Origin of the sequence: Sphingobacterium sp. 1.A.5, from assembly GCF_002734235.1 — a bacterium.
GTDB lineage: Bacteria > Bacteroidota > Bacteroidia > Sphingobacteriales > Sphingobacteriaceae > Sphingobacterium > Sphingobacterium daejeonense.
The window spans coordinates 213,776-238,852 of record NZ_PEBA01000001.1; the positions used below are offsets into that span (position 1 = coordinate 213,776).

At 37.2% G+C, this 25,077-nt stretch carries 27 protein-coding genes; 18 read left to right on the plus strand and 9 right to left on the minus strand.

Going from position 1 to position 25,077, the window contains the following annotated elements; translation table 11 throughout:
• The first annotated feature begins 14 nt into the window (after positions 1–14).
• The 4 genes from ftsH (at position 15) to CRT24_RS01010 (ending at position 3,915) form a co-directional block, all read left to right on the plus strand.
• Positions 15–2,087, plus strand: coding sequence for an ATP-dependent zinc metalloprotease FtsH (gene ftsH / locus CRT24_RS00995; protein ID WP_099369391.1), 2,073 nt, complete (start codon positions 15–17; stop codon positions 2,085–2,087).
• A gap of 49 nt (positions 2,088–2,136) precedes the next feature.
• Positions 2,137–2,784: an LUD domain-containing protein gene (locus CRT24_RS01000; RefSeq protein WP_099369392.1), complete on the plus strand. Its 648-nt coding sequence runs from the start codon at positions 2,137–2,139 to the stop codon at positions 2,782–2,784.
• A gap of 1 nt (position 2,785) precedes the next feature.
• Positions 2,786–3,415 (plus strand): rhomboid family intramembrane serine protease, encoded by a 630-nt coding sequence (locus tag CRT24_RS01005; protein ID WP_099369393.1) that lies wholly within the window; start codon positions 2,786–2,788, stop codon positions 3,413–3,415.
• 83 nt (positions 3,416–3,498) lie between these two features.
• Entirely contained in the window at positions 3,499–3,915 is a 417-nt protein-coding gene (locus CRT24_RS01010) for an SRPBCC domain-containing protein (RefSeq protein ID WP_099369394.1), read from the plus strand.
• A 34-nt stretch (positions 3,916–3,949) separates the two neighbouring features.
• Here the strand turns inward: CRT24_RS01010 and CRT24_RS21350 are convergent, their stop codons facing one another.
• Genes CRT24_RS21350 through CRT24_RS01030 form a run of 4 tightly spaced genes read right to left on the minus strand, consistent with a single transcriptional unit; the run spans position 3,950 to position 4,931 of the window.
• Entirely contained in the window at positions 3,950–4,273 is a 324-nt protein-coding gene (locus tag CRT24_RS21350; RefSeq protein WP_099369395.1) for a dihydrofolate reductase family protein, read from the minus strand.
• A complete protein-coding gene (locus tag CRT24_RS20750) occupies positions 4,261–4,446 on the minus strand; it encodes a hypothetical protein (RefSeq protein WP_099369396.1) in 186 nt (61 codons plus the stop codon). Before CRT24_RS20750 ends, CRT24_RS21350 begins: the two co-directional genes overlap by 13 nt.
• 46 nt (positions 4,447–4,492) lie before the next feature.
• Positions 4,493–4,780, minus strand: a complete 288-nt coding sequence (locus CRT24_RS01025; protein WP_099369397.1) for a GNAT family N-acetyltransferase — start codon at positions 4,778–4,780, stop codon at positions 4,493–4,495.
• Positions 4,731–4,931, minus strand: a complete 201-nt coding sequence (locus tag CRT24_RS01030) for a hypothetical protein (protein ID WP_180269031.1) — start codon at positions 4,929–4,931, stop codon at positions 4,731–4,733. The genes CRT24_RS01025 and CRT24_RS01030 overlap by 50 nt, the downstream gene beginning before the upstream one ends.
• Before the next feature lie 78 nt (positions 4,932–5,009).
• Here CRT24_RS01030 and CRT24_RS01035 point away from each other — a divergent pair, with 78 nt between their 5' ends.
• Together CRT24_RS01035 and CRT24_RS01040 are read left to right on the plus strand one after the other, a co-directional pair.
• Positions 5,010–5,324, plus strand: coding sequence for a VCBS repeat-containing protein (locus tag CRT24_RS01035; protein WP_099369398.1), 315 nt, complete (start codon positions 5,010–5,012; stop codon positions 5,322–5,324).
• Positions 5,325–5,346: 22 nt separating this feature from the next.
• Entirely contained in the window at positions 5,347–6,081 is a 735-nt protein-coding gene (locus CRT24_RS01040) for a VCBS repeat-containing protein (RefSeq protein WP_099369399.1), read from the plus strand.
• 291 nt (positions 6,082–6,372) lie between these two features.
• On the opposite strand, the gene CRT24_RS21125 is transcribed toward CRT24_RS01040, so the two are convergent.
• Entirely contained in the window at positions 6,373–6,906 is a 534-nt protein-coding gene (locus CRT24_RS21125; RefSeq protein WP_257213924.1) for a tyrosine-type recombinase/integrase, read from the minus strand.
• Positions 6,907–6,927: 21 nt separating this feature from the next.
• Complete coding sequence (locus tag CRT24_RS21130) at positions 6,928–7,212, minus strand: phage integrase N-terminal SAM-like domain-containing protein (RefSeq protein WP_257213906.1); 285 nt, start codon at positions 7,210–7,212, stop codon at positions 6,928–6,930.
• Positions 7,213–7,353: 141 nt separating this feature from the next.
• On the opposite strand from CRT24_RS21130, the gene CRT24_RS20985 reads away from it, so the two are divergent.
• From CRT24_RS20985 to CRT24_RS01080, 7 genes are all read left to right on the plus strand, one after another.
• Positions 7,354–7,545, plus strand: a complete 192-nt coding sequence (locus CRT24_RS20985) for a hypothetical protein (protein WP_218962548.1) — start codon at positions 7,354–7,356, stop codon at positions 7,543–7,545.
• Positions 7,538–8,968, plus strand: a complete 1,431-nt coding sequence (locus tag CRT24_RS01050) for a hypothetical protein (protein ID WP_099369400.1) — start codon at positions 7,538–7,540, stop codon at positions 8,966–8,968. The genes CRT24_RS20985 and CRT24_RS01050 overlap by 8 nt, the downstream gene beginning before the upstream one ends.
• A 198-nt stretch (positions 8,969–9,166) precedes the next feature.
• Complete coding sequence (locus CRT24_RS01055) at positions 9,167–10,786, plus strand: hypothetical protein (RefSeq protein WP_099369401.1); 1,620 nt, start codon at positions 9,167–9,169, stop codon at positions 10,784–10,786.
• Positions 10,787–11,104: 318 nt separating this feature from the next.
• On the plus strand, positions 11,105–11,794 hold the full coding sequence (locus CRT24_RS20990; protein WP_218962549.1) for a winged helix-turn-helix domain-containing protein: 690 nt from the start codon (positions 11,105–11,107) through the stop codon (positions 11,792–11,794).
• Between the two features lie 202 nt (positions 11,795–11,996).
• Positions 11,997–13,181 carry a DNA cytosine methyltransferase gene (locus CRT24_RS01070; RefSeq protein WP_099369402.1) on the plus strand — a complete coding sequence of 395 codons (1,185 nt, stop codon included), beginning with the start codon at positions 11,997–11,999 and terminating at the stop codon, positions 13,179–13,181.
• A complete protein-coding gene (locus CRT24_RS01075; protein WP_099369403.1) occupies positions 13,159–14,235 on the plus strand; it encodes a restriction endonuclease in 1,077 nt (358 codons plus the stop codon). The genes CRT24_RS01070 and CRT24_RS01075 overlap by 23 nt, the downstream gene beginning before the upstream one ends.
• 171 nt (positions 14,236–14,406) lie before the next feature.
• Positions 14,407–15,492, plus strand: coding sequence for an FRG domain-containing protein (locus CRT24_RS01080; protein ID WP_099369404.1), 1,086 nt, complete (start codon positions 14,407–14,409; stop codon positions 15,490–15,492).
• Positions 15,493–15,866: 374 nt separating this feature from the next.
• Here CRT24_RS01080 and CRT24_RS20995 read toward each other — a convergent pair whose 3' ends face one another.
• Both CRT24_RS20995 and CRT24_RS21000 read right to left on the minus strand, forming a co-directional pair.
• Positions 15,867–16,160 (minus strand): site-specific DNA-methyltransferase, encoded by a 294-nt coding sequence (locus CRT24_RS20995; RefSeq protein ID WP_218962558.1) that lies wholly within the window; start codon positions 16,158–16,160, stop codon positions 15,867–15,869.
• 44 nt (positions 16,161–16,204) lie between these two features.
• Positions 16,205–16,477, minus strand: coding sequence for a hypothetical protein (locus CRT24_RS21000; protein WP_218962550.1), 273 nt, complete (start codon positions 16,475–16,477; stop codon positions 16,205–16,207).
• Positions 16,478–16,521: 44 nt separating this feature from the next.
• Between CRT24_RS21000 and CRT24_RS01090 the strand changes: the two genes are divergently transcribed.
• Together CRT24_RS01090 and CRT24_RS01095 are read left to right on the plus strand one after the other, a co-directional pair.
• On the plus strand, positions 16,522–16,935 hold the full coding sequence (locus CRT24_RS01090) for a hypothetical protein (protein ID WP_099369405.1): 414 nt from the start codon (positions 16,522–16,524) through the stop codon (positions 16,933–16,935).
• Positions 16,936–16,964: 29 nt separating this feature from the next.
• Complete coding sequence (locus tag CRT24_RS01095; RefSeq protein WP_257213927.1) at positions 16,965–17,888, plus strand: IS3 family transposase; 924 nt, start codon at positions 16,965–16,967, stop codon at positions 17,886–17,888.
• 128 nt (positions 17,889–18,016) lie between these two features.
• Here CRT24_RS01095 and CRT24_RS21355 read toward each other — a convergent pair whose 3' ends face one another.
• Positions 18,017–18,244 (minus strand): helix-turn-helix transcriptional regulator, encoded by a 228-nt coding sequence (locus CRT24_RS21355; RefSeq protein WP_099369407.1) that lies wholly within the window; start codon positions 18,242–18,244, stop codon positions 18,017–18,019.
• A gap of 690 nt (positions 18,245–18,934) precedes the next feature.
• Here CRT24_RS21355 and CRT24_RS01105 point away from each other — a divergent pair.
• From CRT24_RS01105 to CRT24_RS01115, 3 genes are read left to right on the plus strand one after another with little or no spacing between them, the layout of a single operon-like run.
• Entirely contained in the window at positions 18,935–20,464 is a 1,530-nt protein-coding gene (locus CRT24_RS01105; protein ID WP_099369408.1) for a TlpA disulfide reductase family protein, read from the plus strand.
• Positions 20,465–20,473: 9 nt separating this feature from the next.
• Complete coding sequence (locus CRT24_RS01110) at positions 20,474–23,659, plus strand: SusC/RagA family TonB-linked outer membrane protein (RefSeq protein WP_099369409.1); 3,186 nt, start codon at positions 20,474–20,476, stop codon at positions 23,657–23,659.
• Between the two features lie 4 nt (positions 23,660–23,663).
• A complete protein-coding gene (locus CRT24_RS01115) occupies positions 23,664–25,028 on the plus strand; it encodes a RagB/SusD family nutrient uptake outer membrane protein (protein ID WP_099369410.1) in 1,365 nt (454 codons plus the stop codon).
• Positions 25,029–25,077 lie beyond the last annotated feature (49 nt).

Consider the following 25,077-nt stretch of genomic DNA (forward strand, 5'->3'; position numbering starts at 1 on the left):
TATAAGAGTTATAAATGAAGAAAGTTCCGAGTAAGAAGATTACGCCAATGCCACCGAAATTTAATATGATCTGGCTTTGGATTGCGATGATAGTGGGGTTTTTTGGGCTTCAATACTTATTTAGTGGCGAATCATCTAAAAAGATTACCTATAAAGAGTTTGAACAAAACAGTCTTATTCCTGGCGATGTTGAAAAGCTGGTTGCCTATAAAAGCAATGACCTGATCGATGTCGAAGTATATATTAAGAGCGATAGATTAGACCAAGAGAAATACAAAGATATTTCTAAGAGTCCCAACAATCTGTCTTTTTCTAATGCCACAGGTCCTCAGTTCAACTTTACTGAGCCGTCTGCTGAGATTTTAGAACAGAAGTTAAAGGCTTCACAAGACAGTATGGCAGTTGGACAACCTAGGATTGGAGTGACCTACGAAGATAGATCAAACCCATATGCGGGATGGTTTATTTCGTTTATGTTGCCTTTGTTGATCATTGTGGTAATCTGGATATTCTTAATGCGCCGCATGAATGGTGGTGCAGGTGGAGGCGGTGGCGCGATTTTCAATATTGGAAAATCTAAAGCACAATTGTTCGACAAAGAATCGCAAATCAACATCACATTTAATGATGTTGCTGGCCTCGAAGAGGCTAAACAGGAGGTCATGGAAATCGTGGACTTCTTGAAAAATCCTAAAAAATACACTGACCTGGGAGGAAAGATTCCAAAAGGAGCCTTATTGGTAGGCCCTCCGGGAACTGGTAAAACATTATTGGCAAAAGCGGTTGCCGGTGAAGCGCAAGTTCCTTTCTTTTCATTATCAGGTTCTGATTTTGTAGAAATGTTCGTCGGAGTGGGTGCCTCTCGTGTTCGTGACTTGTTTAAACAAGCCAAAGAGAAAGCGCCATGTATTATTTTCATTGATGAGATCGATGCTATCGGGCGTGCCCGTGGTAAAAACTCAATCATGGGTGGAAATGATGAGCGTGAAAATACATTAAACCAGTTATTGGTGGAAATGGACGGTTTTGGTACTAACGTTGGGGTTATTATCCTAGCAGCAACCAACCGTTTGGATGTTTTGGATACCGCATTATTGCGTCCAGGACGTTTCGACAGACAAATCTCTATCGATAAACCTGACTTGATCGGACGTGAGCATATCTTTAACGTTCACTTAAAGCCTTTGAAACTTGCCGAAGAGGTAGATGCAAAGAAATTATCCGCTCAAACTCCAGGATTTGCTGGTGCTGAAATTGCAAACGTATGTAACGAGGCAGCTTTGATCGCTGCTCGTAAAAACAAAAAAGCAATTGAAATGCAGGATTTCCAAGATGCTATCGACCGTGTCATCGGAGGTCTGGAGAAGAAAAATAAAATTATCTCCCCTGAGGAGAAGAAAATTGTTGCTTACCATGAAGCAGGACATGCAATTGCTGGCTGGTTCTTGGAACATGCTGACCCTTTGGTAAAAGTATCGATCGTTCCACGTGGTGTTGCAGCATTGGGTTATGCGCAGTATTTGCCTAAAGAGCAATTCTTGTACACAACTGAACAATTGATAGACAGTATGTGTATGACCATGGGTGGCCGTGTAGCTGAAGATATCACTTTTGGTAGAATCAGTACAGGGGCACAAAATGACCTGGAACGTATTACTAAATTGGCATATGCCATGACTGCTGTATATGGTATGAACCATAAAGTAGGTAATGTATCCTTTAGAGATAGTTCAGGAAATAGTCAATTCCAAAAACCATATTCAGATCAGACTGCAGAGTTGATTGATGATGAAGTAAGGGTATTGATATCTGAAGTATACGAGAGAACCAAAAACTTGTTGTTAGAAAAACAAGACGGTTTGATCAAGATTGCTGAGAAACTATTGGAAAAAGAGATTTTGTTCCAAACGGATTTGGAGGAAATCTTGGGTAAGCGTCCTTTCACCAACAAAACGACTTACGATGAGTTTGTAAATGGTGGAGCAGATGGAGGTGGGGTTCCACAAACGGATCTTCCAGTACCATCTACCGATAGGGAAGATGTACAGGCAAACCCTGAGGAGCAGAAGAAATTAGATTCAGAATAATTAGAATATTTTAGCAGACAGGACCCGGAGTCCTGTCTGTTTTTATGATATGAATATCAGGAATACCACGGCAAAGGAAAAGATGCTGAAAAAGATTCGGCAAGCATTGCTTCAAAAGAAGGAGAATCCACATCCTATGTTTGAAGAAAATCAGCTGTATAAAGATGAGGAGGATTCTTTGGATGTCACTTTTGCTAGAGAGTTTACTCAGATGTCCGGTAACTTTATATACTGCGATGGAGAGATCAATCTGATAGAAAACCTGATTATTCTTGTGGAAAAAATAAATATCAGTAAGATCTACATTTGGGAAAAACCCATTCAACAAATGATGGATCAATTTGGTTTTCCATATCGTAAATCCCAACAAGCTCTGGAGGAAATTGAAGCCAGTATTACGGGTTGCGAAGCTTTGATAGCCAGAAATGGCAGCATTATGGTTTCAAATGCCTCTGAATCAGGACGACGATTAAGTGTCTATCCTCCGGTACATATCGTAATTGCCAGAGCGTCACAGCTGGTCATGGATGTCAAACATGCCATGGCTCAGATCAAAGAACGCTATGGGGATGATCTACCTACCATGATAACAACTATAACAGGTCCAAGTAGAACAGCCGATATCGAAAAGAGATTGGTGTTGGGGGCACATGGACCAAAACAACTATACTTATTCTTGTTAGAAGACCGTTTTTAAAATGATCCAATATTATCTTACCGCTACACCTGTTGCCAGTATTATTTTTGCTTTGACCATCGGTTTGAGTATCTATGTATTTTCTAAACCTGAGTTATATGGCAAATGGATGCTCCATCCATATACTGTATATCGTGATAAAAGCAGATGGTACCTCATGCTTACTAGTGGGCTGATCCATAAAGACTGGATGCACTTGATCTTTAATATGATCACCTTTTATTACTTCGGTTTCGGTCTTGAGCAGATATTTGTGGAGATCAGCGGTTCAATGGGACATTTGCTGTTCGCCCTGCTGTATATCGTATCCCTGATTTTGAGTGATATCCCAACTGTTATTCAACAAAAGAATAATTATCATTACCATAGCTTAGGAGCTTCGGGGGCCATTAGTGCCGTTTTGTTCAGTTATATCCTGTTCAACCCTAAGATGATGCTGGGAATTTTTATGATTATCCCTATGCCAGCTTATATCTTCGCATTTGTCTATCTGGCATATTGTATCTGGGCTTCTAAAAATTCTAACGATGGCATAAACCATGATGCCCATTTATTCGGTGCATTGACAGGCTTAGTCTTTACCATTATAGCCTATCCTTGGGTAATCAAGCACTTTATTGGACAATTTTAGAAATCATTAGTTTTCCATTTTCTTGTCATAGGACAATTATATTCTATTCATCATCCCTTAATTTTGATGGATAAAATAAGCCTATGAAAAATAAAATTATAGTATCGGTGATTGTTAATTCTACTTTGGAAAAAGTTTGGGATGCTTGGACTTTAGAAGAAAATGTAAAAATATGGAATGTCCCATTTCCTGATTGGCATTGCCCATTTGTGGAGAATAATGTGGTAACTGGAGGGAAATTTCACTTCCGGATGGAAAATCTGAATGGTACTGAAGGATTTGATTACAAAGGAGAATACACCCAAGTGATTCCATATTCAAAAATTATCACCCTTCAGGAAGACAAAAGGATCTCAACAATTACTTTTGAAGAGAGTCAAGGAAAAGTTTTCTTAACCGAAGAGTTTGAACCTGAAGAAAAAACTGATTTAAATTTGCAGAGGGAGTTCTGCCAATCTGTTTTGGAAAGGTTTAAGTCTTTTGTTGAAAAGTCGAATTGAGAAATTCTTTAATTCTCCGATTTCGGGGTATAGGTTAAAATAACCCGCCATATTTTAAGACATTGGCTGAAGATAGATTTAAGACATAAGACTTGAAATCTTTTTTGAACAAAGGATTTCCATTGCCGAGTATAACTAGAGATATCCCGATCCTATATTCATCGAATAAATTTTCATCCATCAATATTTCTGAAAGATTGGCACTCCCAAAGACATACATATCCTTGCCCCCTTCTTCTTTTAATCTTTTGATTTCATTGGAAATATTACTCTGGATTAAGGTTGTATTATTCCAATCGACTGATTTTAAAGTTCTGGATACAACAATTTTTGGAATACTGTTTATTAAATCTGCAATTGAACCTTTTCATTTTTCCAATACGCTGCCATACCTTCATAAGTCTTGCGTCCTAAGACCGGAAAATCCGCTGGTAATTGTTGTAAGCTAAGTTCCTCAGTTTCGGGTCTCGGGTCCCCAAATATTTTCATGGAAAGATAAATCCCATTCCTTAGTTCCTTCGAAATAACCATCCAAATTCATGATATTCCGCATGATTAATTTCCTTTTCATCTTTTCTTAGTTTAATTCATAAATAAATTCCACTATGTCTTCTTGTCTGGCATTTGCGAAGCCTTTGTCTTTTCCAACTATGATAAAACCACATTTCTCCAATACCTTTTGAGAACCGAAATTGTCAAAAGCCACACGTCCAAAAATGGGTCTTTCGGTCATCATTTCCAGAAATGCCGAGAGTGCTTCTGTTGCTATCCCCATGCCCCAATATTTGCTGTCAATCCAGTAAGTGATTTCTTTTTTACCCTCTAATATAAATTTGGCAATACTCCCAACAATGACGTAATGTATGTACTGTGCCTTCGGCTTTTATTTTTGCATTAGGTAATGATTTTTTCAATACAAGTTGCAAACTACGTTCAATGTATCGATTTCCTTTTTCTCCTTCAAAAAGGTAGTTTGTAGGTTTATAAACCAAATAATAATCTCTTAAAATATCCATTAATGGTATTGAGCAGAGTATTAGAATACATATAAAAATACTTTTTTCAGTAAGTTTGGGAACTAATTTTGTGTAAATATGAAAAAGTTACTCTTACTGAATATTTTAATCCTTACGTATTATTGTGGTTTTTGTCAAAAGATTGATTTCGTAAATAGAGATGGAGCATTATCTATCGGTACGCAATCAAACAGAACAGCATGGGTTACGTTAGCAGACATTGACAATGATGGTGACCTTGATGCATTGGTTGCAAATGGGAGGCATTGGGCAGAACAGAGCTATGTCTTTTTTAACGACGGGAGTGGTAATTTTAAGTCTGGGAGACCATTAGATAGATTGCTTCTAGCATCGTATTGTATCAAAGCAGGAGATTTGAAAAACTCCAAATAGAATTTATTTCGGGGATTCCACAATGTCATTTGAGAAGTATCACGAATTTGGAAAGGCATCTCCATCGAGGCATGTAGAAATAATTGATATTAATAAAGATGGTCATCTTGATTTAGTTGTATCGAATAGGAAAGCTCAAAATGAAATATGGATAAATGACAGGGAAGCTTCATTTACTGAATGTGTTTATTTTGGAGTTGAAGAATCAGAGACTATACAGACTGTTGCCGTAGATTTTAACATGGATGGATATGTTGATTTGGTTACAGCGGAACGAGGTGGTAAGAATAAAATCTTTATAAATAATGGTCAGCAAGTTTTTAATAATGTTAAAGACTTTGGTAATGAAGAAATAGAATGCCGTTCCATAGCTGTTGCCGATATTAACAAAGATGGTTTTTTGGATGTGATAGTAGGCTATTTAGGTGCTGCAAACCGAATCTATTACGGAGATAAAAACTTGAAATACGATAATTTTGATGAGTTTGGAGATTCGACAACAACAAGTTCAATTGCAGTGGGTGATTTGAACCAAGATGGTATTATGGATATCGTTGAAGGGAATGTTGAATCTGTAAATCGAGTTTTCATCGGAAAGGTACATGGCACTTTCGAAATACAAAATCTTCGAGAGGATTTAAAGGACGATACTTATCATGTGGAAATTGGGGATTTAAACAATGATGGCTTGTTAGATATTGTTGAAGCTAATTCCGATGCATGGAATCTTTACTATTACACGATTCTTAAAAAATAATTGTTTTCTTCTGTACAGTTCCATATAAAATGGTGATATTTGTAGTAATCACCAAGCAAACTATATGTGAGCAAAAAGGTGAGCGGTTCTTCGAAAGTGTTTTCAACCAATTGATTGATAGACATTTGCGGAGGAATGGAATCTTCCTGCCACCCCGACAAAAGCCACTGATAATCAGTGACTTTTTCTATTTTCGGACTTATTTCGGACAAAAATCACTTATTTTTTAACTTAATATTAAGATAGGTAAGTCTAGATTAGGGTAGTCTCATATAGTGTTTATCTTAGAAATTATAAAAAATCTAGTGGGCTTGGGGTCTTTTTCTTATCAATATCTGTGATATGTGTGTAGATCATGGTAGTCTTGATATTCTCATGACCTAGTAATTCCTGAACAATTCTTATATCAATACCAGACTGAATTAAATGTGTAGCATACGAATGCCGTAACATATGGACTGTACCTTCAGTTTTGATCTTAGCCATTGATAATGATTTTTTCAAAATTAGCTGAACACTTCTTTCGCTATATCGATTCCCTTTTTCTCCTTCAAAAAGATAGTCGGTAGGATTATAAATTAGATAGTATTCCCGTAAAATATCTAGCAACTTATCTGGTAATGGCAAAATGCGGTCTTTGTTGCTCTTGCTTTGGTAAATACGGATAATCGTATCAGATGATCGGATATCTTTTATTTTGAGGTTTAGTAACTCACTAAGGCGTAGTCCGCAGCTATATATAGTTGTTAATATGGCCTTATGTTTAATGTTTTCCGTATTATCTAATAGTAGTCTGATCTCTTCTTTGGAAAAGAATTTTGGCAGTTTGTTTAAATGTCTTTTAGGTTATAAGTAATCAAGTTTAATTTTTTCATTCAGTATCAATTCATAAATTTTCTTAATAGCTCCAACTAAACCTTTTTGATAGGAAATACTGATTTTTTCTTTTTGAACTTTTTCATTTATAAAGGATTCTATAATAGTAATTGGTATAGATTCTAAAGAGGGATAATTATCAACATATTTGAGAAATAAACGGACATAATCTTTATATGCTTTAACTGTATTGTTAGCATATCTTTGCGTAGTCAGCTTTTTTTCAAATGTTTTCAGTATAGTTTCGTTATCCATATAGAGATAACGATTTATTCATATCAATTGTTTCGCTTTACGGTATTTAATGTTGTGTCAACATATTAAAATATAGTCTGTTATATCGTCTTTGGATCTGTAAGGCGAAGTGGTTCTATAGAGACGGATTGACCAAATATTTTGTATATTAGCTTCGCTAAAGAATATGTTGAGTGGAAATCCCTCCGGGCTTCCCACTCAACGGATCGGGCGCTTGGCGCACGTGCTGGAGCATTGCTCCAAGCGCGTGTTAGAGGACAGTCCCGAAGGGCTGTACTCAAGCAAGCGCCCGATCCGTTAGCTGTAATCCTAAACAACAACGACAATGAATGACAATTTACCACAGAATCAACAAGCCAACAACGGTTTAATTCAGTTGAATGAATTTGAAACTGGATTGAAACAGGTTTTGAATTTACATAACTTACCGACTAAGGGTGTGTTTGTTGACATCCCGGAGAGAGTGAATGTATTTAAGAATCTTGATACAGTTCTTAACCAAATAACGCAAGACGAAAAGCAACAATCACTTTATCTATCAAAATTCATTGCAAGCACAGCTTCTGGACTTTTTGACGCTTCACTAAATTACCTATGGGACGAAACAATTTTGCAAATTAGAAAACGTGTTTCCCAATATGACATTGAGTTCTTCTATGACAATGCAGTAACTGGTGAGAGAAGAAAAAGACTAAAGGATGAAAGCGATTTAGATAAAGTTGATGATTATGACCTGATTAAAGGGGCTAAAGAAATAGGTTTAATTTCTGACTTAGGATTTAAACATCTTGAATACATAAACTATATGCGAAATTGGGCGAGTGCTGCTCATCCGAACAATAGTGAAATAACAGGACTTCAATTAGTTTCTTGGCTTGAAACCTGTATAAAAGAAGTTATAACATTACCCATTTCAAATGTTACAATTAGAATTAAGCAACTTCTTCAAGGTGTCAAGACCACAACTATATCTGCAAGTGATGCACAAGAAATTGCAGTATTCTCAACTAGCTTAACTCAGGAGCAGATAAACAATTTGGCATCTGGATTTTTTGGAATATATGTTAGACCAGAGACCACAAGTCAAACACATCAAAATATTAACTTATTACTACCTGAAATTTGGGGGCGTGTAGATGAAGACGTAAAACAATCATTTGGTTTAAAGTATGCACATTTTACAGCCAATAATAGTCAGGACGAGAAAAAACTATCTCGACAATTTCTGCAAATTGTCAATGCAGAGAGTTATATACCTGACGACCTGAGAGCAATTGAAATAGACAACACAATCGACAACCTTCTTTCTGCACACAGGGGTTTCAACAATTTTTATAATGAACCTGCCTTTGCTCGCCAACTGTTACGAATAATCGGTCAACCAATGAAAATCCCAAAGTCAGTAGAAAAGAAATTTGTGATGGCTATTGTTGAAACATTTTTGACAAATGGTAATGGTGTTGCTGTTTCGGCTAATGAAATATATACAGAGATTCTTTCCAGTCTTGACTCACACCAAGCGAACATTGCTGCTCTATCTTTTACAGATTCAAAAATTTCGAGCCGACTGCAATTTTCATTATGCGAACGAAAGTTTAAAGAACTCATAGAAATAGTTAAACCAAGCATTACATCACCTCCTGTAAACGACTTAATAAAATATATAACGGAAGAATACAAAGGCAAATCATCAAACTTGATGCTCGACAAGACAGTAAAAACCTCGGTTGACAACTTAAAGACCTTGTTGAGATGAGAAGGACTACAGCTAACACGAGTTTTGCGTCAGGCGGGCTGACGTGCAAACTTGGAGCTTTGTGCTTCTATTCAAGTTCAGTGCTGGTTGACAGTTTTGTGCTTCGAAACCCGCCCGAACGCAAAGCCCGAAAACGTTGAGTGGAAATCCCTCCGGGCTTCCCACTCAACGGATCGGGCGCAATTTACAAAGAAAACTATGCCAAGACTATTAAAGAACGATACAATAAGATTAATTGAAGCAAGTATTGAGACTTTGGGTTTAGCCCAATTTGGAATTTGCGTATTTAGAAGAGATCAATTAAAAATTGAACAAGTTAGGTATTCCGCTGAAGTTGGTCTGATAGGATCATCAATTGAACTAATGATGAGTTCAATTTTAATCCAAGCGTTAGGTAAAAAAAGTATATATAAGGATTTTAAAACAGGTCGTTACAAAACAGCTGCTGAAATTCTATATGATTTTAGGAATTTATTAAAACAGTCTTCTTCAAATATTTTATTTTTATTAAATGGTATTTCAGATCCTAAAACACATAACGCAAATTTATTAAATCTTACAAATCGTTTTCAATTAATAATTACGAGTAGAGCAAATGGGCTACATAACGGTTATGGACTTAAATATGAAATAGTCGCGTCACTATTTCAAGACGTAACAGAGTTTTACAACTTACTAGCTCAATCAGATAACATTCGTCCTTATTTAACTAAAGTTCCAGAATTAGTAGGAATAAGAATAGATAAAAATATTTTAATAGATGATTTATATAATAAATTAAATGAAGCAACAAATATTCAAGATCAAAAAAGTCTAATAACTTCATTATTTTTAATATTACCGGAGATTCCTAAAAACTTACCAGATTGGTTAGATAAATTTGAAAGTATTAAAATTTCACCCAAAAAGAATGATATAGTTTATCTTATTGATGCTTTAGAAAAAGCTAATCCTGTAGCCTTAAATAAAGTTACGGATACATCTAGCCAACTTAATGTAAAAATTGTAGGAAGAGATGTCGAAGGTGCAATTCCAATTACGGCACATTTTTTAAAATCAGAATTCACCCAAATTAAAGATCAATTTTATGCTGATATTGCAACAGCAAATGGAAGACTTAATTCAAAACAACTAGACTTACCCCCTAAATCTTCAATTTATACAGCTTTTGCAGTAGGATTTATTGAATTAAATATTTTACAACCTAAAAGTAAATTCACAGCACATCAATCTTGGCCATTTATTGTAGCGTCTCTTGATGTTTCCAAGAATAATACGACTCCACCATTTTGGTTTTTGATAAGATATACAGATGACTTGGGACAATTAAAATCTTGTTTAAAAAAAGCTTCTAAACTTGGTAACGAATCATTAAAAAATAATATTAACAATGTAATAAAAGGAATTGAGGCGATCGAGAAAGATGAATTTTTAGATTCTAATTCAATATTTATACAACAAATTTTATCAGAACAAGAATTAATAGTTGAGAATTGGGATAAATTACAAAGTATTTACGAAAAAAATGGCCTAAATGGTTTAAGCGAAGATTATAACACAGATTTAACAGATTTGTTTAATGAAGAACTTCCCATTTCAATTGTTATTGACAAAATATTAAAAGACGATAATTTAGAAGTAAAAACAAAAAAATATTGGATTGCAAAACTATCTTCTTTATATGTGGAAAATGACGATATGCCAGTTCTCGTAAACATTTTAGATAATGCTGAATATAGTTCTGCTCATACGAGTATACGTAAATTTTTCAGAGCGAAAGATTTTGCGAATTATGGTCCTAAAGTAAAAAGCTCCTAACATCGTATTGGCGAAATGGCGGCTTAAGGGAGAAATTGAAAGTTTCTCCTTTTTTTGTCGCAACAGCCTTTTATATTTCCTTTTTTCATAAATTTAGAAAACAATAAAAGGCTGTTGCTTAGCTTAGTGCAAAATTGAAAGTTAGGGCTTTCTAATCCGCCACTATCGCCAATACTCGGCCCGTTGAGTGGAAATCCCTCCGGGCTTCCCACTCAACGGATCGGGCGCTTGCCTGAGTACAGCCCTTCGGGACTGTACTCAGGCAAGCGCCCGATCCGTTATGTGCCATTATAGTGCGACACCGTAAGACCGAATAATATGACTTTACATTTAGCAATAGAGAAACTTTTAAAGCAAACCGGACGACCAATGACAACTCAACAAATCGCTGACGAGTTGAATATAAATGGGTGGTATAAAAAAGAAGACGGGACGAAAATTACTGACTTTCAAATCCACGGCAGGACAAGAAAATATGCGAATTTATTCCAACGTGATGGAGCAACCGTTTCGCTTGTTGGACAGGGGATAATTAAACAGACCAACACGAAAAAAAATCCAAGTTCGACACCCAAACGAATAACTTTAGACAAAGACGAATATTATGTGTTAGACATTTGCGACAAAGTTTTAGGTTTAACTTCTGAAAGACAACATAAGTTTGACTTTTTACTCGGTGATCTTGGTAAAAATGGCAAACCGCGTAAATTACCAGTGGACAGTTACTACGAAAAGCTTAAATTAGTTATTGAGTATTGTGAAAGACAACATACAGAGAGCGTAGCACATTTTGATAAACCAAATAAATTGACAATAAGTGGTGTTCATCGAGGAGACCAAAGAAAAATATATGATGAAAGGAGAAGACAAGTTTTACCTCAAAACGGCATTATACTTATCGAACTATCATATTCAGACTTTAATCATAACAGCCAAAAACGCATAATCAGAGATATTAAACACGACACTGAGATTATTAAGCAAAAACTTAAAGACTTTGTGAAGTGAGAATAACAGCACATAACACGGGTTTTGCGTCAGGCGGGGTGACGTGCAAACTTGGAGCTTTGTGCTTCTATTCAAGTTTAGTGCTGGTTGACAGTTTTGTGCTCCGAAACCCGCCCGAACGCAAAGCCCGATCCGTTACCGGCAAAGCTAAAAAGACACTGCAAACAAACAAAAGACAGTATATAAATTGTAAATTTGCCTTATGACAGACAAAGAAAAAACAGAAACAAAAATTGGAATCTTTTCCTTTTTCGCAGGAGCAGGTTTCCTTGACTTGGGTTTTGAGACAACTCAAGGCTTTGAGACTGTTTTTGTCAACGAATACCACGAGCCTTTTATGGAAGTTTACAAGGCTTCAAGAAAAGGACTTAAGATAAAAGAGCCAATATTCGGACACAGCACAGATGACATTTGTGCATTTCTTGAAAATGAAAAAGCTAAGACTCTTAAAGAAAACATACAAAAATCAAAAAAGAACTTTGACTTAGTTGGCTTCATAGGTGGTCCGCCTTGTCCTGACTTTTCAGTTGGTGGAAAAAACAAAGGCGTTGAAGGCGAAAACGGAAAATTATCAGGTACTTACATAGAATTAATAGTAAGAAACCAGCCGGACTTTTTCCTATTTGAAAACGTGAAAGGACTTTACAGAACGAAAAAACACAGAGCCTTTTTTGATGAAGTAAAACTTAAACTTATTTCAAGTGGCTACTACTTAACAGAGAAGTTAATAAATGCAATTGAATTTGGAGCACCACAAGACCGAGAAAGAATAATCCTAATTGGCTTCAAACGAAATGTCTTGACTGATTTAGGATTGGAGCTAAACGGCTCACCAATTTTGAAATCTTTTGATTGGAACGCTAAAACAATTTACAAAGCAAAAGAAATTCTATCTAAAAATTGGCCAAAACAAGAACCATTTTTAAACAACCAACAAAGAGCAATCCCAAAAGGGATTGACAAAAAGCTAACTGTTCAGCATTGGTTTGATAAAAATGATGTGGAAAATCACCCAAATGCTGAACATTACTTTCAGCCAAGAGCCGGACTTTCAAAATTTTTATCAATCCAAGAAGGTGACGACTTAAAAAAGTCATACAAAAGGCTTCACCGATGGAGATACTCACCAACAGCAGCTTACGGAAATAATGAAGTTCATTTGCACCCTTACAAACCAAGAAGAATTTCTGCTGCCGAAGCATTATCTATACAATCTTTACCAAAGAATTTTATAATACCAGAGCATATTTCATTATCAAATATGTTTAAGACAATTGGCAATGGCGTTCCTTATCTTGCTGCAAAAGGACTTGCAGAAACGATAAACGATTTTATTGAAAAAGTTAAATCAAAAGAATTAAAATATGCGGAAATTATCAGCAAGTAACCTTGTAGCTTACATAAACCAGTTAGACAAAAAACAGGTTTACAATTACGTTAACCCGAAAACAAAAGGCGTGATAAGAATTGAAGGAGTTGACTTGCCTGAAGGTCCGATAAGAATTAAAAGGTGGAATCCTTCTGCCGGAGAAACTGAAGCAAATCAAAAAGTTGAGAGTATTTCAAGTGAATTGATTTGGAGAGTAGCAAATGCTTTTAATCCTAATCAACCTATCAATATTGACAGAATTTTAGGAGCAAGCTACAATACAAGGAGTGTTTTTGAAGCACTTTTAGCACACACACCTGAATTTTATTTTTGCTATCCGGGTAGAATAGAAAACAAAGGCGGACATTCCGCAATTAAACACGGACATAAACACCTCCTTTGGAAACCGGATGCACCACATAAGGTAGGTGTTCTTTCTAAAATTGAAACAGACATAGTAATTTCAGAAATTCCGGCATTAGACGCTTTTTACGATTCTCTTGTATTACCTGACAATTTTGAGCGAAAAGAAATTGACCTTGATGTACAAAGACGGCACGCTCAAATCCAAATAGCACTTTATTTTATCGGGAAGCAACTAAACTTTAGAACTTGGATTGCTCAAAACGACAAAGGCATTTTGTATCAAAACAAAAGAATTGGAGAATTTGATGGTGTTATTGCTTCATTGAAAGACGAAAAACTTATGACTGCTTATGATGATGCAATTCAAGCAGCATTGCTGATTGACTGCATTTGGTTCAAGAATGGAAAACTAATGCCAGCAGTTATGGAAGTCGAACATTCAACAGGTGTTACAAGTGGACTAAGCAGAATGAAAAACTTCAAAGATAAATTTCCACCATTCCCGACAAGATATGTAATCGTTGCACCTGATGAAGACAGAGACAAAGTAATTAAGGAAGCGAACAAACCACAATTTAGAGACTTGGACACGAAATATTTTACATATTCAGCAGTTGAAGAACTATACGCACTTTGCCAAAGACGAAAACTTAAAGGAGTGACAGAAGAATTTTTGGACTGTTTTATGGAGCCTATACTGAACTAACAAAATAAGCTCAGCCGGTACAGCGGTTTGGCGTAATGGCGGGTTCAGTGCTTCGTATGACAGTTTTGTGGTAGGTTCAAGTGCAGTTCTTCGATTGAACTTTTGTGCTAAAAATCCGCCACTACGCCAAGCCGCCAAACGTTATAAGCAATATTTAAACCACGCCCGTCAATGAGAAATATTACAGGAAAATTAACTCCCGAATTATTAAAACATACAACATCGAAAACAGTCGGAAAAGACGATGGTTATAAAGTTTCAACTTTTAGACAACTTGTCGAACAAATAGCAAATCTATCATATCTAAATAAAGATTACTTATTGTTTTTTAGAGGTCAAAAAAACGATTATAGAAACACAAATAATAATTCAACTTTTTATCCAACAATATATAGAAGCGATTATTTAACTCAAAGTGAACTAGATTTCCGTTTTGAAAAATTAAATTCAGCCTCGAAAATTCTAGTCGACTTATTGAGAAAAAGTAAAATCAATGGCATTACTGAAATAGAAAGAAAAAAATATATTCAATGGAGCATATTACAACATTATGAAGTAACAGAAACCCCATTCATAGATGTTACACAATCTTTGAGAGTAGCTTGTTCCTTTGCTCAACTGAATAACGACAAGGAAAACGCTTTTATATATGTTTTTGGTTTACCCTATTTTACTAATAGAATATCTATAAATTCTGAACACGATTTAATAAATATAAGGCTATTAAGTATTTCTCCACCACAAGCTTTAAGGCCTTATTTTCAAGAAGGCTATTTAATCGGGACTGATGATGTTGTTAATGATTATTCCAATAAATCTGAATTAGATTTAAATAATAGATTAATCGCAAAATATGAAATTCCTAATAATGATAATTTTTGGGGAAATGATTTTAATAAAATACCTGAATCAGCATTGTATCCACCAAACGATACAATTCAAGCAATCTGTAAGGAAATTCAAGTCGAAGTAGAAACAGAGTTAAATTCAAGTAACATAGGAAACTTTATTAAAATTTGGACAGAGTTCGAACATAAAATAATTAATAAGGCAAAAATTCATATTAGAGATACACACACTTTGAGTCAAGCAATTTATGTCTTACTAAAATACGAACCTGATAGAAGTTATCTCTATTCAGAAATTGATCATTTAAGAAAATTCAGAAATAAACTTGTACATAAACCTTCAAGTGTTTCAAACGAAGAAGTTCAAAAAATGAATGAAAATCTTATTAATATTCTAAATCTAATATAATACTGCCTATAACGGATCGGGCGCTTGCCTGAGTACAGCCCTTCGGGACTGTCCTCTAACACGCGCTTGGAGTAATGCTCCAGAACGTGCGCCAAGCGCCCGATCCGATATGCCTAATGCTTATATTTCCTTTTTTTATAAATTTAGAAAATAATAAAAGGCTGTTGCTTAGCTTAGTGCAAAATTGAAAGTTTTGGCTTTCTAATCCGCCACTATCGCCAATACGCGGCCCGTTGAGTGGAAATCCCTCCGGGCTTCCCACTCAACGGATCGGGAGCTTGCCTGAGTACAGCCCTTCGGGACTGTCCTCTAACACGCGCTTGGAGCAATGCTCCAGCAGGTGCGCCAAGCGCCCGATCCGTTATATGCAAGTGTTAGAAAAGCTCCGGATTATTTAACTGATTTTGTTTAGATTTAATCAATCTATCTTCTATTATTGGAATATAATTTTCTTCAATTTCAATTCCTATATAGTCAAAACCTAATTCTTGTGCAGCAACTAATGTCGTTCCACTACCTGCAAAAGGATCTAAAATAATATTGTCTTTATGTGGTGGTACAAGCATATCAACTAACTTTTTCATAAGAACTAAAGGTTTAACTGTACAATGTTCATACTTTTCATCTTTTTCTTTTGGGAAAGGTTTTCTAAAATATTTGATTGGAATGAACCATCATTATTAATAGTTTTAAAAAGTCCAACATTAGTTTCTTAAATTGTTTCCCAATAATTATTTATTAATGGCTTCTGTACCAAAACAATAACTTCCCATTCATTTCTTAAAGCATTATGCCATCCATTCCAGTCACTAGCATTTTCAACTCCTAACTTCTCAAGTTTTTTTTCTAGATTTAATCCTCTAGGTATTCCAGAATTTCTTTTATAAACCAATAAATCTCTCGTATAAAATCCACTATTTTCTAGTGCAATTTGAATATGAGCAAGTGAGCAAGTGAGCAAGTGAGCAAGTGAGCAAGTGAGCAAGTTGTCTTATCCTGGAATAGGTTTACACCTAAAAAGGACAAAACATGGAAGAAAAGAGATTCAAATCCAAGCAACGACCAAGTCGCTATTTCGGTGTCAAACAGAAGCACGAGATCATCAATGCGTATCTTGAGGGCAGTCATTCCAAGCAGCAGATCTGGTATGATTTTACCGGAGAGAGTGTAGAAAAGGGACAGATCTTGAAATTTATGCGACAACTTGGCTATCTTGATGAGCAAGTGGATAAGAAACCCTTGACATTTTTTATGGAAAATAAGCCGAACAAAAAGAAACCCATCAAAGACACGGTAGAGGATATCGATGAAAAGTCTGAAATCTTACGTCTTAAGCGCGAATTGGAGGAATCGAAGATCAGGGAAGAGTATTATCGCCGAATGATCGAAATGGCAGAAAAGGAATTGCGCATCGATATCCGAAAAAAGTCAAGTACCAAGTAATCCAAGAGATCAATGGCAGTTATTCACGGATAGGGCTTTCCCGAATCTGCCGAATACTTGGTACGACCAGACAGGCCTATTATCAATATTGGTGGCAGCAGGAAACCTTGAGCGTGGAGCATAGTTTGGTGATCAGGGAGGTTATGAACCTACGGAAGGACCATAGGCACATGGGAACCCGAAAGGTCTATGAGCTATTGCAGCCGTTCTTAATTGAGCATAGCATAAAGATGGGACGTGATGCACTCTTTGAATTACTGGGCAGGGAAAAATTGCTGATCAAGCGCTATAAGCGAAGAATTTCCACAACTGATTTGTTTCACCTTTACAGAAAATTTCCCAATATGATCAAGGGAATGGTGGTCGGCAGGCCTAACCAGTTATGGGTAAGCGATATAACCTATTGGAGGATCAAGAAGGGCTTTCTCTACATCAGTTTTATCACGGATGCCTATTCTAGAAAGATCGTGGGCTATAATGTTGCCGAAAACCTTCTTTCGATCGAAACGGTAAAGGCATTAAAAATGGCAATCGAAAACGCAGAACGAACAGGGACATTATACCACCACTCGGACCGGGGACTGCAATACTGTAGCAATGAGTACCTCAGGGTATTGGAGGAAAATGATATTCAGGTCAGCATGACACAGACCAGCGATCCCAGGGACAATGCCATCGCTGAACGGGTAAACGGCATCATAAAGAACGAATATCTCTGCAGCTATCAGGTAGATAACCTGAAGGACGGTAAGGAAGTCCTTGACTTTGTGATCATGCTCTATAACGAAGAACGCCCACATATGAGCCTAGGGAATCTGTGTCCTCCCACGGTTCACGCAGAAAAATTAAAAACCGAACAACTTTGGAGGAATTATTATCAAAAAAAAAGTAGTATTGTAAACACATTTCAGGACAGAGAAGAAGCTGTAAAGCTATTTCAGGACAATGATTAAATTTTAACAGAAATGTGTAAACTTATTCCAGGATGAGTCAAGTGAGCAAGCCGAAGTTGGGCATACCCTACTTTTAATTATTTTTTTTGATTGGATCTAGAAATGAATATTTTCGTGATTGATTTCTGCTAGAATTCAAAAAAATAGCTAATTGGAAGATTAAGTTTATCTGCTAATTTTTTTATTGTTAGAATTGTTGAGTTGGATTCACCTCTCTCTATTCTCCCCAACTGTCTCGTATCGATATTACAGTAAGAAGCAAATTGCTCCTGAGACATTTCTTTCGATTCCCTTATGGATTTAAGATTTTTCCCAAATTGCTTTAAAAAATTTATATCTCTAATTTTTTCCGACATTGTTTACTAATGTCAAAAAATAAGTTAAAAATTGTTAGGACATTTATGTCCTTTTATTTATATTTGTATCATCACACCATTATTTGGTGTAAGTGCATTAGACTAAAAAGAGTCTCGACAGCAAATTCCGACAAACTGCAAACAGACGAGACGGTAGTGTAATGCCCAAGAATATTTTGTGTACCTTCGGTATTCACTATAGTTCTTGGGTTACTGCTGTAATTCCGTTCTGTTTGGCCGTCGGAAGCCTGCTGTACGGTTGGCAGTAACCCACTATAGGTTCCTTTCATTTGAGACTCACTTTATAAACTAAAACAGTGAGTTATGAAAAAACAATTCTTAAAAAACCTTATCAAATCGCCAGTCTAATTTTTTTATTCTTTCATTTAATAATCGTGTGGTAAGAAATTTCTAAAAGATTATTTAAATTTTTTTGAAGTATTATCTTTTTTAAGAATTCATTTAGCCTAAAAAAAAACAAACACTTTTTTGGGCTGGGAGAGAAGTGCCTGAAAAAAGGTGCACTGTAAAAATTGTTGTTTAGTAGTCCTGGAAAGACGCAGGATAATGAATAAATGCCTGCGTCTCAGGACTTAGTTTACGTCACGAATCAAGCTGTGCCAGATTAAAAAGAAAGACTTGTTTACATCACTTCTTAAATAAACCATTTAAAACAAATTGTCATAAATTATGAAAACCCTTACAAAACCAAAATTGCTAATAATACCAATGCTCTGGTATCTTGAATCTATACAATCAAAATTTGATGGTATTAGCTATTGGAGCACCTTCCGAACGACGTTCTTGTCAATCCTATTCTTGTTAATCAGTTTTTCAATACAGGCTCAATCGGGTAGCCCATTTCAAAAACCATCCAGTAAATCTTTATATGTTGGAGATCAGATCCCAGAGGAATTCTATGAATTGAAATTAAACACGATAGATCTAAAAAAAGGGAATTTATCCCAGATTCAATTGAAGGATCATCGGTCAAAACTGATCATCTTGGACTTTTGGGCGACCTGGTGTCCAAGCTGTCTTGGTTCCTTAAAACACCTCCATGAAATCAGGTCGGTCCTAGACACCTCCAAAGTTTTGGTTCTTCCGGTAAATTACCAAAAACCGGAGGAAATAAAAATTATCATCGACCGGTTTGGCTGGGACCATCGATCTGTCCATAGCGACATTGACCTGGGGGCTTATTTTCCTCATCAAGGAATTCCACATATGGTCTGGATTAAGGACTCCAAAGTACATTCCATGCCTATGATCAGTTATGCAACAGCTGACAATATCAACAGGGTTTTGGAAAATAAAAAAGTGAACCTGCTCGAATTAGATCGCGTAAAAATTCCAGATTTCAGCGTTCCTCTACTTTACAATAAAGATATCGAAACCAAAGTAAAATATCGTGATGAGCATTTGACAATAACTGGATATATTCCGGATTTTGAAACGCTCGATCTAGAAAGAACAGAAACCAAGGATAGCATTTTTATCCATATGGTCAATGTTCCCATAGGTCACTTACTATATCGCTGCTTTCAAAGCCAGATTTCGCCTTATTTTTTTGAGTATAAAGGGGCTATTACGTTTGATCTGGATTCCTTGTCGCAAAGGCTTCTTCAAACCTCCAGACCAACTTATTCTGAGGATGCAAACTATCAACAAGACCTGAAAGTGAGGGTTTGGGAAATGGAAAGTTGGGTTAGCATGGACTTCAGAGTTCCAAAATCCACACCTGATTCTGCTGTTGGAAACCTGCTGAGATCCAGTCTGCAGAAATACCTGCTATCTGAACTGGGCTGGCAAACAAGTATCCGAAAAAGTCCGTTAAAGACCTATCCCAGGCAAATTGCTTTGGTAAGCCTAGAACAACTTGAAAAGGTGTTTTCCAAACCACTACCGATAGCCCAAAGCTTGGAACATGACGGTAACCTTCTGTATAGGGATTACACGATTTCAAAATGGAATAAATTGATCAGTCATTTAATGGGTCTGGTAAACGATCGGGACCTGGATTACACTACAATTACGGACGATTCTGAATTTCCACCCCAAAAGAACATTCAATTTCAAGTGCCAAGATCTTTTTTTGAAAGGAAGGAAATAACCTTTGATGAACTCCTAGATTTTATGAAGGAATACGGCATGTCTCTTGAAATCAAGAAGGCGCAGATGGATTATTTACATGTGGAATCAATTCGGAAACCTAAATAACAGGAAGTGATGAAATCGTTCAGACAAATATTAACCATCCTAATCTGTATGATCTTGACCAAACCATGTTTAGGTCAACAGCAATACACAGGTCAAATTTTTGATGGTAGGGGAAGACCCATTCCTTTTGTTACGGTCCATCTCATTCCACTGGACCGGGATGTGATGACCGATAGCTTAGGTAAGTTTCTCCTTGATTTAGAGAATCTGACCCATGTCAGTTTTTCTAAACAGGGATATGTAAAGGTCAGATTAAGTATCCAGGAGTTACTTGCTACCCCAAGTTTGACCCTTGAAGAAAGCACCATTTCCATCGAAGAGGTCAGTATCAATACCGGATATTACAAAATCAAACCCGAACAGGCCACCGGATCCGTTGTTCAGATCGATAATCAACTGCTGAACCGAAATCCATCATCGAATATCCTTGAACGTTTGGAAGGGGTAAGCAGTGGATTGCAGTTTGACAGAAGGCAAAGTTATGGAGACACGAAACTTTCGCCGACCTTAAGGATCCGTGGTCTCGGATCCATTAATAGCGATAGTGAGCCCTTGATCATTTTGGATAATTTTCCGTATCAAGGGGATCTTCAGGCCATAAATCCGAACGATATTGAATCGGTAACCATCCTCAAGGATGCCTCTGCTGCCGCAATTTGGGGGGCGAAGGCGGGCAATGGTGTGATTGTGCTTACCAGTAAGTCCGGGAAAAGGGAAAGAACTAGTATTGACTTTTCCAGCAATATGACCATAGCAAAATCGCCGAACCTGTTTTACAGTCCAAACTTTATTCCCGCCAAGGATATGATGGAGCTCGAGGAGGAACTCTATCAAAAGGGGAACTATTATTTCTTTGATTTCTTTCCCATACCCGATTATGTATCCCTATTGAATAAAAGAGATAAAGGAGAAATAAGTCAATCAGATTTTGAAAGGGAAAAACAGCGCATGCAGCAAGCGGATATCCGAAGGGATGCTGCAAAATCCTTATATCAAGGCGAGGTACAAATGCGCCATCACCTGGCTATTGCAGCAAAACATGAAAAGCATTCCTATCGTTCCTCGATCGGATGGGAGAGTACCAAAGAATCCATCATGGGAAATTCATCCGGGCGAGCTACGCTAAATTTCTTGGATCAGTTTCAAGTGAACCCACGCCTTCAGGTTACCACAGATCTGCAATTGGGGTTTTTAAAAAGTAGCGCCAATGGATATTCCTTAGATCTTCTTAACGCTGGAATGTTGAACCTGTCTCCCTATGCAACCATATTTAATGCCGATGGGAGTTACGCCAGCATGAACTTTGAACATAGTCATGCCTACAGGGATGCAGCCGAATCGAACGGGCTGTTGGACTGGACCTTTAATCCGGTCAAGGATCGAAGTCACAGACAGTTTACAAATCTTAAAAATACCCTTCAGATTCAGACTGGATTAGAATATAGCCCCCTTGAGACCTTGAGTTTCACTTTGAAGTATCGGTATGGCAATCAATTGGGGAAAAATAGAAATGATTATGATCGGGAGAGCTATTTTATTCGAAATATGGTAAATGCCTACACGCAGCCGGATGGTACACGGATTATTCCTTTCGGGAACATCATGGAAGGAAATAATTCCACCTTCAATTCCCACAACCTCAGGTTTCAGTTGAATTTCAATAAATCTTTCGCCAACGATCACAAAATAAATATCCTTGCGGGATCTGAAATAAGCCATCAAAACCTAGAATATAATGGGGGATTTCGATATTATGGATACAGTCCAGAAAACCAAACCTATATGGCTTCCATAGATTATGCAACCGATTATCTTTTAAGACCGGCGGGAGCAGCAAGGGTTCCTGGTTCTAATTTCAGAAATGAATCCCTTACGGACCGTTTTATTTCCTACTATGCCAATTCCATCTATGAATTTAAGGATCAGCATGTGCTGAGTGCCAGTGTACGGTGGGATGCATCGAATATTTTTGGTGTTTCTACCAATCAAAAGGGAGTTCCCTTATGGTCTATCGGTTTCTCTGAAAACTTAAAGGTTCTGTTTAAGGATGCAGTTCCACAATTAGATCTCTTTAAGATCAGGGGAAGCTACGGAGTTAGCGGAAACGTAAATAATTCGGTAAGCAGTTTGGCAACCATGAGATTCGAACAGTTGGATTTTGTTTCAGGAAGGCCCTATGCTAAGCTTACCAGTGCCGGTAATCCCTCCTTAAGGTGGGAAAAATTGAAGACCTTGAATCTGGGCCTGGATGTAGGAATGTTTTCGGGCCGTTTCAATGCCACGTTTGATTATTATCAGAAGAAAGGACTCGATCTGATTGGCCCCAATTACCTAGATCCGACCACTGGAATTATATCAATTGAAGGAACATATCCAGTAAGTAACCTGATCAACTATGCAAATTTAAGAACGAAAGGGATAGACCTGTCACTAGCTGTTAAGCCCGTACAAACAAATCATTTCGACTGGAATGTGAACCTGTTATGGAGTTGGACGGGAAATAAAGTGACAAACTATCTAGCAAATGAAAACGGAGGTGCATCCAGTTACGTTTCCAATCTCCAGCCGCGTCAGGGATATTCCAGGGACGCCCTGTTTGCCTGGGAATATGGCGGCTTGGGAACAAATGGTCAGCTGTTAACTCCTGATGGAGATCAACAATATGGAGATTATTACAACGCGGCCGTGTTTGAAGACTTAAAGTATATCGGTGTGGCATTTCCCCCATACCAGGGAAGCTTGAGAAACACGCTTAGATTTAAGTCGCTCGAAATCAGTACGGTTGTCGAATGGAAGAATGGATTTTATTATAAAAGAAACAGTATAGATTATAGCCGGTTATTTTCAACGGGTGCTATGCACAGCGACTATCTAAAACGCTGGAAAACCTTGGGCGATGAATTAAAGACAAATGTTCCTGCGTTGCCCGAGCAGGCCAATACTATTCAGGATGCACTTTACAATGGCTCCTCGATCATGTTTGAGAAAGGTGATTTTGTCAGGCTAACAGATCTCACTGTTCACTATGCTGTTCCCCTAAATTCGACTTGGATAAGGAATTTCCGCTTGTTTTTCCAGGCAAGAAATGTTGGGATATTGTGGAGGTCAAGCCAGGAGAACATCGATCCAGAATCAGTTTCGGCAAGATATCCGCAGCCAAGAAATTATACTTTAGGCCTTCAACTAGAACTTTAGATAAATGAAAAAATTAATTATAATCTTGGCAATTTGCTCATTGATATTTGGTTGCCAAAAAGAATTTTTAGAGGTAAAAAGAGATGTTACCCAAGAAGTTCCAACGTCACTGGATGATTTTGATTTGCTCCTTGATAACCTGACGGTATTCAATCATGGTTCGGGCCACGTGATGAGCAGTATAGCTGGAGAGGAGTTCCAGCTTTCACAACTTGCATTTGATCAATTGGGGAGACCGGATGAACAGCGCCTTTACCTGTGGATGGATGAAAATTATGTAGGATCTGAATGTATGGATTGGAATTATCCATACCAACGTATTTTATATTCCAATATCATTCTGGAAGGATTGGCAAAATTAAATCCAGATGTAGAAAATAAGAATAAATTAGACCGAATCAAAGGTGAAGCACTTTTCCATCGAGCCTATGCAGAATTTATGGTCTCTCAACAGTTTGCCGCAGCATTTGGAGATACCGAAAATAGTCAATTTGGAATACCTCTGATCCAGAATGTTGACCCAACGCTTATTTCTAAAAGAAGTACTGTGGAAGAAACCTATTCCGCAATTGAAAAGAATTTGCTCGATGCTTCATCGTTGTTACCCGAAGAATCCGATTCAAGATTTTCTCCGTCCAAGACGGCTTCTTTAGCGCTATTGAGCCGTTTTTATTTAGTAAAAGGGAACTACGCTAAGGCCTTAGAATTTGCAGAGAAAGCTTTAATGGTAAAGGGTAAATTGATTAATTATTCTGAGTTGAGTTCGGTACAGGATTTTAGCTTTGGAATCAATGGAAATAATAATCCGGAAATCATATTCTATGATTGCACGCATGCTGCCTTAGCATTGTACCGAGAAAGGTACCGTGTAAATGAAGAATTGATATCCATGTACGGGAAAGGTGACCTGCGTAAAAATATCCTTTTTCGACAGGAACTGGACGGTGCTTACTCCTACAAAGGCTCCTACACAGGAAACCCGATACTGTTCACCGGTCTAGCTACGGATGAACTCTACTTGATTGCTGCCGAGAGCGCAGTACGGTTGGGTGAGGTAGAAGCTTGCCTAGGGTTTATGAACGAATTTTTAAAAACGCGATTTAGCCCGGAAATGTATCGGTCGGCAACGGATTTCAGCCAGTCAGAAGCGCTTGATTTTGTCCTTAGGGAGCGAAGGAAAAGTTTACCGAATAGAGGATTGCGCTGGAGCGACATTCGGAGGTTAACTTATCTGGAAAATCAAACATTTAGTTTACAAAGGGAGATGACGGGAAAAGTTTATGATCTAAAAGGGAAGGACAAGCGATTGATTTTACTGGCACCAAATAATGTTGTTGAACGCTCAGATGTGATTCAGGTACCCAGATAAAGTAAAGTACTGCATCTGAAAATGGATCTATGGCTAAGGATAGTTCGGT

What these genes read in the sequence shown, in the direction of transcription:
- CRT24_RS01080 (WP_099369404.1), top strand. Translation starts at nt 14,407, where the DNA reads ATGAGAAATATTACAGGAAAATTAACTCCCGAATTATTAAAACATACA.
- CRT24_RS01115 (WP_099369410.1), top strand. Translation starts at nt 23,664, where the DNA reads ATGAAAAAATTAATTATAATCTTGGCAATTTGCTCATTGATATTTGGT.
- CRT24_RS21130 (WP_257213906.1), bottom strand. Translation starts at nt 7,212, where the DNA reads ATGGATAACGAAACTATACTGAAAACATTTGAAAAAAAGCTGACTACG.
- CRT24_RS01050 (WP_099369400.1), top strand. Translation starts at nt 7,538, where the DNA reads ATGAATGACAATTTACCACAGAATCAACAAGCCAACAACGGTTTAATT.
- CRT24_RS20990 (WP_218962549.1), top strand. Translation starts at nt 11,105, where the DNA reads ATGACTTTACATTTAGCAATAGAGAAACTTTTAAAGCAAACCGGACGA.
- ftsH (WP_099369391.1), top strand. Translation starts at nt 15, where the DNA reads ATGAAGAAAGTTCCGAGTAAGAAGATTACGCCAATGCCACCGAAATTT.
- CRT24_RS01075 (WP_099369403.1), top strand. Translation starts at nt 13,159, where the DNA reads ATGCGGAAATTATCAGCAAGTAACCTTGTAGCTTACATAAACCAGTTA.
- CRT24_RS01005 (WP_099369393.1), top strand. Translation starts at nt 2,786, where the DNA reads ATGATCCAATATTATCTTACCGCTACACCTGTTGCCAGTATTATTTTT.
- CRT24_RS21355 (WP_099369407.1), bottom strand. Translation starts at nt 18,244, where the DNA reads ATGTCGGAAAAAATTAGAGATATAAATTTTTTAAAGCAATTTGGGAAA.
- CRT24_RS01070 (WP_099369402.1), top strand. Translation starts at nt 11,997, where the DNA reads ATGACAGACAAAGAAAAAACAGAAACAAAAATTGGAATCTTTTCCTTT.
- CRT24_RS01000 (WP_099369392.1), top strand. Translation starts at nt 2,137, where the DNA reads ATGAATATCAGGAATACCACGGCAAAGGAAAAGATGCTGAAAAAGATT.
- CRT24_RS01035 (WP_099369398.1), top strand. Translation starts at nt 5,010, where the DNA reads ATGAAAAAGTTACTCTTACTGAATATTTTAATCCTTACGTATTATTGT.
- CRT24_RS01110 (WP_099369409.1), top strand. Translation starts at nt 20,474, where the DNA reads ATGAAATCGTTCAGACAAATATTAACCATCCTAATCTGTATGATCTTG.
- CRT24_RS01030 (WP_180269031.1), bottom strand. Translation starts at nt 4,931, where the DNA reads ATGGATATTTTAAGAGATTATTATTTGGTTTATAAACCTACAAACTAC.
- CRT24_RS01010 (WP_099369394.1), top strand. Translation starts at nt 3,499, where the DNA reads ATGAAAAATAAAATTATAGTATCGGTGATTGTTAATTCTACTTTGGAA.
- CRT24_RS01055 (WP_099369401.1), top strand. Translation starts at nt 9,167, where the DNA reads ATGCCAAGACTATTAAAGAACGATACAATAAGATTAATTGAAGCAAGT.
- CRT24_RS20750 (WP_099369396.1), bottom strand. Translation starts at nt 4,446, where the DNA reads ATGGTTATTTCGAAGGAACTAAGGAATGGGATTTATCTTTCCATGAAA.
- CRT24_RS01040 (WP_099369399.1), top strand. Translation starts at nt 5,347, where the DNA reads ATGTCATTTGAGAAGTATCACGAATTTGGAAAGGCATCTCCATCGAGG.
- CRT24_RS01105 (WP_099369408.1), top strand. Translation starts at nt 18,935, where the DNA reads ATGAAAACCCTTACAAAACCAAAATTGCTAATAATACCAATGCTCTGG.
- CRT24_RS01090 (WP_099369405.1), top strand. Translation starts at nt 16,522, where the DNA reads ATGGAAGAAAAGAGATTCAAATCCAAGCAACGACCAAGTCGCTATTTC.